Annotated in this window: 9 protein-coding genes; 2 read left to right on the forward strand and 7 right to left on the reverse strand. The window is 35.2% G+C overall.

All coding sequences use genetic code 11. The annotated features are described in order from the left end of the window. Positions 1-280: 280 nt before the first annotated feature. The gene (locus ABS764_RS10245; RefSeq protein WP_408081695.1) at positions 281-2,662 is read left to right on the forward strand and encodes a TonB-dependent receptor; all 2,382 of its coding nucleotides are present in this window, start codon (positions 281-283) and stop codon (positions 2,660-2,662) included. A 20-nt stretch (positions 2,663-2,682) separates the two neighbouring features. Beyond that, positions 2,683-3,924, forward strand: coding sequence for a DUF4374 domain-containing protein (locus ABS764_RS10250; RefSeq protein WP_408081696.1), 1,242 nt, complete (start codon positions 2,683-2,685; stop codon positions 3,922-3,924). 105 nt (positions 3,925-4,029) lie between these two features. Here the strand turns inward: ABS764_RS10250 and ABS764_RS10255 are convergent, their stop codons facing one another. The 7 genes from ABS764_RS10255 to ABS764_RS10285 form a co-directional block, all read right to left on the reverse strand. Continuing rightward, positions 4,030-5,181 (reverse strand): iron-containing alcohol dehydrogenase, encoded by a 1,152-nt coding sequence (locus ABS764_RS10255; protein ID WP_408081697.1) that lies wholly within the window; start codon positions 5,179-5,181, stop codon positions 4,030-4,032. 67 nt (positions 5,182-5,248) lie between these two features. Next, on the reverse strand, positions 5,249-6,133 hold the full coding sequence (locus ABS764_RS10260; protein WP_408081698.1) for an AraC family transcriptional regulator: 885 nt from the start codon (positions 6,131-6,133) through the stop codon (positions 5,249-5,251). Between the two features lie 470 nt (positions 6,134-6,603). Continuing rightward, complete coding sequence (locus tag ABS764_RS10265) at positions 6,604-6,957, reverse strand: hypothetical protein (RefSeq protein ID WP_408081699.1); 354 nt, start codon at positions 6,955-6,957, stop codon at positions 6,604-6,606. Next, positions 6,950-7,465: a hypothetical protein gene (locus tag ABS764_RS10270; protein ID WP_408081700.1), complete on the reverse strand. Its 516-nt coding sequence runs from the start codon at positions 7,463-7,465 to the stop codon at positions 6,950-6,952. The genes ABS764_RS10265 and ABS764_RS10270 overlap by 8 nt, the downstream gene beginning before the upstream one ends. Before the next feature lie 130 nt (positions 7,466-7,595). Further along, positions 7,596-9,443: a rhamnogalacturonan lyase gene (locus ABS764_RS10275; RefSeq protein WP_408081701.1), complete on the reverse strand. Its 1,848-nt coding sequence runs from the start codon at positions 9,441-9,443 to the stop codon at positions 7,596-7,598. 369 nt (positions 9,444-9,812) lie between these two features. Next, positions 9,813-11,945, reverse strand: a complete 2,133-nt coding sequence (locus tag ABS764_RS10280) for a hypothetical protein (protein WP_408081702.1) — start codon at positions 11,943-11,945, stop codon at positions 9,813-9,815. A gap of 3 nt (positions 11,946-11,948) precedes the next feature. After that, complete coding sequence (locus ABS764_RS10285) at positions 11,949-13,028, reverse strand: glycoside hydrolase family protein (RefSeq protein WP_408081703.1); 1,080 nt, start codon at positions 13,026-13,028, stop codon at positions 11,949-11,951.

The following is a 13,028-nucleotide window of genomic DNA, read 5'->3' on the forward strand; positions in this document are numbered from 1 at the left end:
AATAAGATTGGAATCATTCCATAAATGCTTTAGCATTTATGGAAAATATTTTATGTAGTATCTATTCCAGCCATATTTTGTTTTACTTTTTTCCAGCGATTTCAAACTTTCAATTGTTAATGTTAATGTTCTAACAAGAAAAAAGTTGATTTAAAGTATTTTTAAGCTATTGATAATTAGTCTTTTGTGTATTTATTTGGAATAAATTAAAATAAAATTGTTTAGAATGTTTTTAAATAATAATTTTGCACCAGATTTTATACAATATAATTTTATTATAATGCGATTAAAAAACATATTATTTCTGGCGATTTTCTTCTTAACAGTAACCAATATTTATTGTCAAAAAACTAAAGTAAAAATATCAGGAATGGTATTAACTGCTGATGGAAAACCTGCAGAAGGAGTTTCTGTAGCATTAAAAGGAACAACATATGCAGCATTGACAAATGAGAAAGGAGAATATGTAATTAATGCCAAACCGGGAAATTATATTTTAGCGTTAAGTTATATCGGATTTAAATCTAAAGAAACTAAAATTTCTTTAGGACAATCGAATATAACAATGGGAAGTATGATTATCGAAGAAGAAATGGCGACTTTAAATGTCGTTGAAGTAAAAGGAAAATCAGTAGTAGAGCAAGTAAGACAACAAGCTTACAATGTAACCGCAATTGATGCAAAAAAACTACATAACTCTTCTATGGATATTGGGCAGGTATTAGATAGAGTAACAGGAGTGAGGGTAAAAGAAACCGGAGGTGTGGGTTCTAATATAAGTGTTTCTCTAAATGGTTTTACAGGTAACCAAATAAAATTTTTTGTGGATGGCTTGCCTATGGATAATTTTGGTTCTTCTTTCCAATTAAATAACATACCTATAAATTTTGCTGATCGTATTGAAATTTACAAAGGAGTAGTACCTATTTGGTTAGGTGGAGATGCACTGGGAGGTGCTGTAAATATTATTTCAAAAAGTAGTCCCCGAACTTATCTTGATGCATCTTATTCTATCGGATCTTTTAACACACACAAAACCAATATAAATACTGGTTATACATCAAAAAGTGGTTTTGCAATTCAGTTGAATGCCTTTCAAAATTATTCAGATAATAATTATTGGGTAAATGTTGATGTTGCTGATTTAGATACGGGAGTTTATACACCTATGAGAGTTAGGAGATTTCATGATACTTATCATAATGAAACGGCTGTTTTTAATATTGGTGTTATGGGAAAAAAATATGCGGATCAGTTATTAGTTGGTATTACTTTAGGACAAAATAAAGCGGATATCCAAACAGGAAATAGGATGTATGACGTTTATGGTGGGCGATTAAGAAAAGGGAATATTGTACAGCCAACGCTTAAATACATTAAAAAGAATCTTTTTACAGATGGCCTGGATGTTCAGGTATCTGGAAGGTATAATCTGGGAGAAGAGCGTTCTATTGATACTACTAGTTACAGATACAATTGGTTAGGAGTTGCAACTTACACAGGAAGAGGATATGAAGTAAGCAGGAGAGATTTTAGTTATAAAAATAATAATGGTGTTTTTTCTGGAAATGTTACTTATGGATTTAATGAAAAGCATTCTTTAAGTTTAAATAATATGACTAATACTTTTAGCAGAAAAGGAGTTGATGCATTAGATCCGGAAAATGAATCAAACAAACAACCACAAATTACAAATAAAAGTGTTACTGGTTTAGGTTACAGATATGATGCCAATGAAAAATGGAGTAATACAATTTTTGCCAAAAATTATCATCAGTATAGTCATGCTACTGAACTTTTAGATGGAGAATACATAGATAAAAAAGGTTCTATTGATAAACTAGGATACGGTTTAGCTTCAACTTATTTTATTTTGCCAAATCTTCAGATCAAAGGATCGTATGAGAAAGCATATAGATTGCCTGATAATAATGAACTATTTGGGGATATTGAATTTTTAACTTCAAATCCTAATCTTAAACCTGAAAGTAGTGATAATATAAATATAAGTGGTAGCTATAGTTTTAATGTCAATGAATCAAATCATTTTAATGTTGATGTGAATTATACTTATAGAAATGCAAAAGATTTTATCAGATGGCTTTTATTTCCGGTCTCATTTAACGGTGTACAACCTCAACAAGCTGTAAATACCAGAGATGTAACTAACAGAGGTATAGAAGCAGAGATTAGATACAGTTACAAGAATTTCTTCAACATTGGTGGAAACATTACCTATCAAAATTTAAGAAATAATACCAAAGTTGAACCTGGTAAAACGGAACCAAGCCCTTACTACAACGAAAGAATTCCAAATATGCCTTATTTGTTTGGAAATGCGAATGCTTCGTTTGTAATAAATAATATTGGAAAACAAAAAAACACATTAACGTTTGGTTATAACTTACTGTATGTGAAAGAATTTTACTTGCGTTGGCCGGGACAAGGATCTGCAGATTCAAAATCGTATGTTCCTGAACAATATGCACATAGTGCTGACATTGTTTATCAAATGGCTAAAGGTAAATACAATATTGCTCTGGAGTGTTATAATCTGGGGGATAATATATTGTATGATAATTTTAGTCTGCAAAAACCTAGTAGATCATTTACTCTTAAATTCAGATATTTTTTTAATAGGGACATATCAATTTCTAAATAATAATAATTAAATATAATAACATGAAAAAAACAACAAAATATTTCTTAACAGTAATGTCCATAGTGGGAATGCTAGCAATGGGATCATGTAGTAATGACAATGACCCAGGAAAAATTGAAGATTCTTCAGGAGACACAGGTAAATCTAAATTTGTATTTGTGGTATTTACAGATGGATCAGGAGGTGAAGCAGGGAGGTATATTGTTACTACTGAAGATGTAACCACAGGATCAATCTCTACTACAGGAAATGGAATTGAAACAGAAGCCTACTCGTTTATAAGACAAAATAATAAATTATTTGGAATTGTATATGCTGCACAAGGACCAACAACTCCTTTTGGATTAAATGCCGAAGGTAAACTGGTTCAGTCTGGTGCTTCTGTAAATACTGAAATGACCGGTGTTTATGGTACTGTAAATGACAATGAATATGTTGGAGGTTCTGTAAATAGATCTAAAGAAAGTTCTATTGCTACTCTCTATAGATTTGATGCTAAAAATCCTAAAGTTTTAGGTAGAAATACTGTAGATCTTGCTAAAATTACTGGTCAGGAAGAAATGGCTGTTTGGAATGGAATTACACAAGTTGACAATAAACTTTTTGCTCCATTGACTTATACACCTGGTGTAACTGGACAAACAACTAAATATGTAGACAGTACCTGGATTGCAGTATTTGATTATCCTTCATTAGCATTTAAAAAAATAATTCGTGACGGACGTACTGGATCTATAGGAAACTGGTTTGGTATGCAGGGGGTTAAACAGATTGAAGATGGTGATACTTATGCTTGGTCAACAGCTGGAGGTACAGCCACTTTAAAATCTAAAAACCCATCTGCAATTATTAGAATTAAAAAAGGTCAGGAAGAATTTGATAAATCTTATTTTTTTAATATTGAACAGGCTACTGGAGCAAAAATAGCAAGAGGCGAACATATTAAAGGAAGTAAATTTTTAATGACTCTATATGCTACAAATGAAATAGGTAGTGTAACTGGAGGAAGAGTTAAGCTGGCTATAGTTGATGTAGTTGCAAAAACTGTTCAACCTGTAACAGGTGTTCCTGAGCATGCTCAAATGAGTTATAACATGAAAGTATATGCAGAAGAAGATGGTAAAACAGTTTATTATGTTATGAAAGAAGATGCTGGAGAACATTATTTGTATGTAGTAGATGTTGCCACAGCAACAGGAAAAAGAGGTATTAAGTTTCAAGGTATTGCTGATGTAACTTCTATTACCAAATTAAAATATTAAGCTTACTTTTAGTAAGGGCTTAATAATCATAAAATTAAAAATCTCCAAGTCGTTTTTATGTCAAATAAAAATAACTTGGAGATAATACTATATTTTGTATATAATTTAGAAGTTAACCACTTCACCATTATAACAAGCCTGGTAAATTGCTTTTAACTCCTCAAGAGTTGGTTTTCTTGGGTTAAAACCAGTACAAGGATCAGCTAATGCATTTGCCGTGATGTAATCCAGGTTTTTCTCCCAGTCTTCTTTAGAAATACCAAATTCTTTGATTGATCCGATATTATTCACATCGCCTCTCAATTTTTCAATTGCCTGAGCTAAATCTTCAGCCGTTTCTTTTCCGATAACTTTGGCCAAATCCGGAAAACGGTTACTTGCTTTTTCGTTGTAGCGAATTACGTTTGGTAAGAAAATAGCATTTGAACATCCGTGAGGAATACCATATAAAGCACCTACCTGATGCGATAAGGAATGTACAATTCCTAACCACGCATTGTTGAAAGCAAGTCCGGCCATAAACGATGCATCGTGCATATTTTGACGGGCAACAATATTGGTTGGGTTTTTAACCGCTTCCTGAAGGTTGTTGAATACAATTTCCAATCCTCCTTTTGAAAGTACATCGGCAAAATTATTTTCAATATTAGAAACGTAAGCTTCTACACAGTGCGTTAAAGCATCAAGACCCGTGTTTGAAGTAATATGCGCTGGCATTGAGGCACAGATTGCTCCATCCACAATAGCAATATCCGGTGTTAGTTCATAAGAAACAATAGGATATTTAACTCCTTTTTCACGATCAGTAATCACTGCAAGACCTGTTGTTTCAGTTCCGGTTCCACTGGTTGAAGGAATAGCAATAAACTTCGCTTTTTTTCTTAAAACTGGAACACTGAAAGGTTTTATTAATGAGTCGAAATCAGTATCAGGATATTCATAAAAAATCCACATTGTTTTAGCAGCATCAATTGCCGAACATCCTCCTAAACCAACAATCCAATCCGGTTGAAAGTCGTGCATCACTTCCGCACCTTTCATCGCAGTAGCAGATGAAGGATCTTCTTCAACACCATCAAAAACTTTCACTTCGATATTCGCTTCTTCTAAAAAAGCAATCGCTCTGTCAAGAGTTCCGCTTTTTTTCATAGAACTTCCTCCGGTGACAATAATTGCTTTTTTACCTTCGATATTTTTTAGTTCTTGAAGACTTCCTGCACCATGGAAAATCTCTGATGCAATAAATAATTTGCTCATTTTTTTAATTTTTTATTAGTAGAGCAAAAGTAGAAGAAGCCTAGCCGGGGATGTTATACAAACAGGACTATACGGTATAAATTTGCGCCAGTTCGTGCTGGAGTTCTGTTGGAGTCTCTTTTAATTTGGAACGCACAAATTTATTCAGAGCCGAAGGCGAACTAAAACCTAAATCGAAAGCTATCTCCTTATGAGAGTGTTCTGAAAAAAGCAATTGTCGTTTTATTTCAGTCAGAATCCGGTTATGTATGGCATGAATGGCGGTTTCGTTACAATGCTTTTTTGTTACAGCATTCAGCTTTTTAGTGCTTACAGCCAATTTTCCTGCATAATAGGCAACTGTTCTTTCTGATTTATAGTGCTCGTTAAGTAATTTTTTAAATTGGATAAATAGCAATTTGTCGGCATCTGTTTCCGGATGGAGTAAAGGCTGGAGTCCGTGAACCGATTCAATGAGTCCAAGAAGAAAAATTTTAATATAAAAACGTCCCTGTTCTTTTTTTATCAGACTGGGGTTTTTGTAAACGGCTTCTATTTCTGAAGCAATACTCCGGCTCTTTTGAAATTCCTGTTGTGACAATAAAACACAGTTCAGAATTTTAGAAAGATTAACATTGTAAGCACTTAATTCGTTTTTTAGAATATCAGAACAAAAAAGCACTTCTTCAAACAGGATAACTTTGCCGCTTAAATCAGTACTTGAATCTGAAAGAAAATGAACCTGATCAGGAAAAATTACAGCTATTTTACCCGCTTTCAGTAGTGTTTTTTTTTCTTCTATATGAAGCTGAATAGTTCCTTCTTCAATAATAAAAATACAGAAATGATCTTTTTTATGCGGTTTCAGGTATTCTTCTATTTGTTCCAATTTCAAATCAAAAACACGAAAAGACAGATTTCTGTCTTCTGTTTTTGTAATGTTTTTTTTGATTTCTAACCGGCTTAAATTCATGTAATGTGTATCTGGGGATTTATCGTTGCAACCCATTCTAATGGTACTTGATCGAATTGCAACCTAAACTGATTTCAGCAAATCTTTTTGCGGTTACAAATTTAATCAAATTTTAGAGTTGCAAAATGAATTCCGGAACAGGCTTTAAAGAGGAAGTTTATAAGCTTTAATGTTTAGCTCCGCAAAGTCTGTGACTTTGAGGATGTGTTACTCTGTCTGTGACAGATATAAAAAAGCACGCAGATTTTGCAGATTTCCGCGGATTACTTAATAGTTATTCTGCTTAAATCTGCAAAATTTGTGTGAAAATTGAATTTTTCGAATGCGAAAGGGGTTCTAAGAACCGCATTGTAAACGCTATATTAGTTCTCAAAAGTAAGTAGTACTCGTTGTAAAAGAGCACTAGATGGGGTTGAACAAGCTAAGTATTTTTATCCGCGTTGCAAACGAACCTGATAAATAGTATGCTGTTATAAATGATTTACAATTTTAACACGGTCACCAACTTTAATTTTAGTTAATAAATCTTTTTCTACATCTAGCTCTTTCATCATTAACGTAATTTGAAATAAATTTTTTTCTTTTTTTAATTCAGAAACTAATATAGTCATTCTGTCTTGAATATGTTGAACTTTAAAAAAACCTTTTGGAATTTCAAGTTTCCCTAAACTTTTTTTAGTATGTGGATCGAAAATTTCTTGTCCTTCTTCATATACAAGAAATCTCATATAAGAACTTACATCATCTTCAGAACCTTTATTTATGACAATTTGGAAGTCATCGATTTTGCTGGCAACCAATATATTTGAAAGAGTTTTATCCATTATAACTAAGGTAGTTTTTAATTAATATTGATGATAATGCATTATTATCATTGCTAAGTATTTTATCATATTCTTCCTTATGGGAAATTTTAAAATCTTCTTCAAAAGAAAGAATTTTTATTTGAACAAATTCATTTTGAATATTTTGTACATATCCATTTGCAAATAATAATTGAAAGTTATTCTTTATATAATAAATAGATATTGTTTGAGAATATTCGAAATTGTTATTGTTTTCAACTAAAAGGAGTAAGTTTATGTTCGAAAATTGAAGTGCTTTACTATTTAATTTTTTTAAAGAATGTGTCTTGTAGATATCGTAAGTTAATTTTAAAGAAATAATTAATATAAAAGAATATACTATCCATAGGGCAGCAAACCATTTAATACTTAACAAAGTGTTCCAATCAATGAAAATAGAGATTATTCCAAATATTCCTCCAATGATTCCAATTAAGATTGAAATTCCATTTAGGGATAAAATCTCTTCTAATTTTTGTTTTATCATTTATGCAATATAATTTAATATATACTCGTTAAAAATAGTATTTTTTTAAATATACAAAAAATATTTTCTTACAAAATTAAAAAGCACAGTGTAAGCTGTGCTTTTTAGAAATATATTTAAGATAAACGTTTTAAGGAACCAATTTAATATTAGGTTTTGGAGCGGGTTTCATTCCTGTTCCCATATAAAAACTGGTATGTGGCGGCTGGTTGTAGCCCACGTTTTGCCAGGCAATCGCGAGTCGGTATTGCGAATCGTGCATTAGGGTGTATTGTCTGATTGCAGTTGGAATCGTAGTGGAATAAATGCGCAGTTCGCTGTTGTCGTTACTTCTTAAAATCAGTTCTTCTCTCCAATCGCCTAAAATATCAGCTGAAAGGGCAGGAGTAGATTTCGAACCATTATTCGAACGGGCACCTTCGGCCGTGAATAGTCGTCCTTTGCCATATTTGTCAATATAATTGGAGTTCAAAATTTCTCTGGAAGCGTCAGCATCCCAATAAATTAGAAAATTAGTGGAGGTTGGAGATTCCCCAATTTTATTTCCTTTGATATCATATAGGCCACGAGAACCGGACCACCACATTTGGGCGCCCACTCGTGTCGCATCGATATTATCGGCAACACCTCTTCCCACATCTTCATCATCCATAGCGGTAAATAATACTTTGCCATTGGCAGCCGAAAACAAAGCCACACCTGGACCTTTAGTACCTTCTTCGATTTCGTGAACGCCAAAAACTTCCTGACCCGGAATTTCAGGGTCTAAATCACTTACGTGTAAGGCATCGCCATGTCTAAAACCTGTGGTGTATAAACCTTTGCCATCGTCGTCCACGACCATGGCTCCAAAAATGATTTCGTCTTTACCATCATTATCCACGTCGGCAACAGAGAGTCCGTGATTTCCCATTCCGGAATACGGATTTTTACCGTCTTTGGTATCAAAAACCCATCTTGAGGTCAGTTTTTTATCTTTAAAATCAAAAGCAGCTATCACAATACGACCGTAATACCCACGACACATCACCACACTTGGATGTACACCGTCCAAATAAGCCACGCAGGCCGTAAAACGATCGACTCTGTTTCCGGTGTTGTCGTTTTTTCCGTTGCCGCCTTTTCCGCCCCATTTTCCAATGTCGCCTCTTTCAGGAATGTATGGAACTGTATTGACAATTTTTCCCGTCTTTCCGTCAAAAACCGTCAGGTATTCCGAACCTTGCAATATTTTTCCAAAAGTAGCCGATTTTGGATTCAAATCTCTCCAGTCTTTTGAAGCATCACCAACTATATTATTAGCGCTGTCGGTAGTTCCATCGGCGGTTTTGCAAACCAGTTCGGCTATGCCATCACCGTCTAAATCATACACCATAAATTGGGTGTAATGTGCGCCTTCGCGAATATTTTTACCCAAATTGATTTCCCATAGAAATTTTCCGTCCAAAGTATAGGCTTGAAAAACAGGAGGGTCTGTTAATCCTTTAAAAGAGTTATCAGCTCCTTTTCCAGTCATGTGGACAACCAATTCATAACGCCCATCGCCGTCTAAATCTCCTGTCGAAACATCATTAGGGATATAGCCTTCTTTTGCTTTCAGCGGAATGGACAAATAGTTTTTATCAGGACTGTTGGCTTTTATGTTAAAACTGCCTTTTGCTTCTTGTTCAACTCCGTTTACTACGGTTTTTACAAACCAGCTGTTGTCTTGGCCGGGATTCGCTTTTTCATCAATAAGATTAGTTGCTCCTGAAATAGGTTTGTCGTTTACTTTAACGGCGGTTTTGCTGCCACTTTTACGATACAAATTGAAAGCTAAATCATCTGCGTCGGTACCTAAAACACGCCAACTGATATAAAAATGATTGTTTTCTTTTACAGCAATGAGTCCCCGGTCTAAGGTCTCCATTTGTCTTTGACTGAAGAGCAAAAAGCTGTTGGCCTGAATTAGGAGTAGTGCTAATAGGATTTTTTTCATTCTGGTTTAGGGTTTGGTTAATTGGTTAAAGGGGATTAGACTGTGAATAAGGGAAAAAGTTTAAAGTGTTGAAGTCTTTTTTGTAAAAAAAATCCTGAGAATTAAAAACTCTCAGGATTGGATTATCAAAGACGTCAGTTCGAGTATTTTTTGAGTAATGTAATGGAGCAAAAAATGTATCGAGAACAGTTTTTGATGATAAGTTTTCTTGTTCTTTATACTGTTTTTCTCAGTGAAATCAATACCAATTATGTTTTTACTAAAAATGGTTCTCGATACAAATTTTCTGAAAAAGCTATTCGCATTTCTGAAAATTCACTCGAACTGACGAAGATTTAGAATTAAAAAACAATTTTACTTAACGAGTTATTAAAACATTTTTTCAAGACCTTCCCAGCGTACGTTCCATTTTCCATCTTTTGGGAAACCAGGATTTTTTTCGGTAGTGCCATCCCAGCCGGCACACATCATAGCAACTGTAGTAAGTACCCCGCCATTTCCAGGTAGATATAGTGGCAAACGGTCTTCCTGATAATTGTGTCCGTTAGCTAAATAAGTGTTTTTTTGTACATCCATAAATAAGGCATCTACTGCTTTTTCCGGCATTCCTAAACGGGCAGCAGTCATTGCAGTCATAGGGAAATCCCATCCCCAGGTTTCGTTCCAGGACCATGTTTTCCAAATCAAATCAAAAGTATTTCTCATGATTTTTTTGTCTAATAACGTCGTTTCAGGTAACATTCCATAGGTTCCAAAAACAGAAGGATGATCGGTTTTGTACTCCGGATTGGTATAGGAATCAGTGGCACTTTCAGTGGCTAAATACACATTTTCCTGTACAGGCAATGGCGATAATTGGGCAATAACTTGTTTCCATTTGGCTACTTCCGGTTCGCCTAAACGTTTTTTCCATTCTAAAGCCGTATTTAAAGCCCAATTCCAATAGGCTAATTCGTAAGTTGGGTTAAAGGTTTCGGTTGCTTTAAAGCGTTCCTGAGCCGGAATTACTCCTGGACCCAGAATATATCGTTTTTTATCCTTGTCATAATACGCAAAAGAAGCCATAAAATCAGCAGTTGCAAACACGCGTTTTTTGTATAAATCTAAAGTCGCTTTGTCCTTATGATCGCGATACATTAATTCGGCGTAGGTGATAAAATGCGGCTGTTGCCAAATCAATAAAGCTCCAATAGAAGAAGGGGCTTCGTTACCATCCGGATCGGTCATTTTTTGCCATCTTACCCCATCAAAACCTTGTCTCTCGGCAATTTTTTTAGCATTATCATAGACTTTGTTGTACCAAGGCAAACTTTTTTCCAGCAAACCAGCTCTTCCCCATAATGGAAAATGAACCCCATGCCACCAGTGCATTTCCAGATGAGGTTTTCCGTACCAGCTGTTGTAAGTTAAACCCGTTTCCTGTGGTGGTTCATTTCCTGTACATTGTAGTTTAGTTAAATATTGTGATAAAACGACACGACGTTCTAATTCAAATGCGCGTTCATCAGTACATTGTGAAAAATCAACAGCACCTCCGCTTTTCCAGAACTTTTCCCATCCCGAAATACTGCTGGATTGAACAGCTGCAACATCCGGAATTGCCATTTTTCCTTTGTGAGCCGGAGCAAATTCGCAACTGAATTCAAATTCACTGTTTTTAGAAGGAGTCAGCAGGTAATAATGCGCTTCTTTTTGAGCGATTGCGGCTGTTCCTTTCCATTTTAATCCCACATTATAGGTAATCGAGTCCATTTTATGGGTAATGATGGCTTCGTTTTTTCCGTTGTTTAAAAGTGTGCTGGTATAGGCAAAATCAGCTTTCCATAAATTCCCATTATCACCCCATTTCATGGTTGGGAAAGGAATACGCATACGAATTTTTAATTGTCCTTTTTTTATTAAATCAGAGGCAACTTTCACCCCAATAACATCTTTTTCTTGGTGTGAAGCCGTCCATACTTTTACGGGAGTTCCTTCCAATGTAAAAGTGCTTTCAATTTCTCCGGTCCATACATTTAGTGTTTGTTTGATACTTTTAATATCTGATGGCTGGGCTAATGCTCCATCCTTTTTGTACAATTCAAATCCTAAATTCCCTAATTGCAGGCGGTGGGCATTGGCACGGAAATATTCTACTGCTTTTGCAGCATGTTCGGGTGTTTTTATTTGTACCGAATAAGGGATTTGTCTGCCATTTTGGTCGTAATCCCTTAAGGTTTCTTCAAACTTGTAATTTTCCGTATTGGGTAAAGCATCCCATCCCCATTCGGATTGCGTTCCTAACGGAAGACCTGCCTGATAATAATCCGGGAATGTCTGTAATCCGGTAGCATCAACGGTAAAGGCAAAAGTTCCGTTTCCGACTGATAACGAATTTAATGTATCAATTTTAGTGATGTTAACATTATGTCTGGTTACAACTGCTTTTCGGTCAATTTTATCCTGTGCTTTTGCTGTGGTTAGTAACAAACACAGGGAAACTGCGATGAATACTTTTTTCATATATTATAATTTTTGATTGATTTTAAAGATAAATGCGGAAGCGGTTTCATATTTTCCGCCTTGCGAAGCGGTAAACAGATAAGTAGGTTTTCCGTTTTGAAATAAGAGTTGTGGTCTTTCAACTCTGCCGTATCTGTTTAAATGTTTTGGAGCCGGAGGTTGGTTGATATATTTACTGAGCTCCTGATAACCTATTAAAGGTTCTGACCAGTGTTTTCCATCTTTGGATTCCATATACAAACCTTTGTCCATTCCAAAAACGCCCATGTCGCGGGCAATCATTTTGAATTTGCCGTTTTCATACCATACATAGGCATCTTCGCATTGCTGATTATTGCCCATATTGTGAAAATCAACCACAGGATTTCCTGTATATTTTGTATAGGGTCCCTGTAGTGATTTGGCTGTAGCCAAACCATATTTTCGATTTCCTTTGGTTTCAAATTTAGGATGTACATAACCTTCGGTGTCCAGAGATTTATAATACAACCAATATTCTCCATTATGTTTTATGAAGGAAGGATTAGTAGTTAATAAATCGTCCCATTCTCCTTCTTTTCCCGGTAATAGTAAAGGTTCGTCCGGTCTTGTCCAGGGTCCGTACAAAGAATCTGCGGTGGCCAGACCAATGCGTTTGGTATTCATTTTTCCATTGGAATTCCCTAAAAAGAATAAAGCATATTTTCCATCTACAAAGTGAATACTCGGATTGTGGCAAGTGGTTGCATCCCAATAGCCAGTTCCTCTTGGCGAAAGCACTGTACTTACATATTCATAAGGGCCTTCGGGTTTATCAGCAACAGCGTGGGCTATTTCAGAACTGCTAATCCAGCCTCCCATACCTTTGGCTTTAGGCCAACGGGAAAAAAACACATGAATTTTTCCGTCAGGACCTTCTATCGGGCTGTTGCACCACACATAGTAATCTTCAAATTCTAAGGCACGCCCCACAGGAGTTAAGCTTTTGGCAAAATCAGAAAGTTTGGGTCCTTTCTCCATAGTTAAAAAATCATGAGCATGCACAGGTAGAAAGGCTGCTAATGAAGCCAAGAATGTGGTGCCTAAAAATTCTTTTCTATTCAT

The organism is Flavobacterium plantiphilum (assembly GCF_046000495.1).
GTDB lineage: Bacteria > Bacteroidota > Bacteroidia > Flavobacteriales > Flavobacteriaceae > Flavobacterium > Flavobacterium plantiphilum.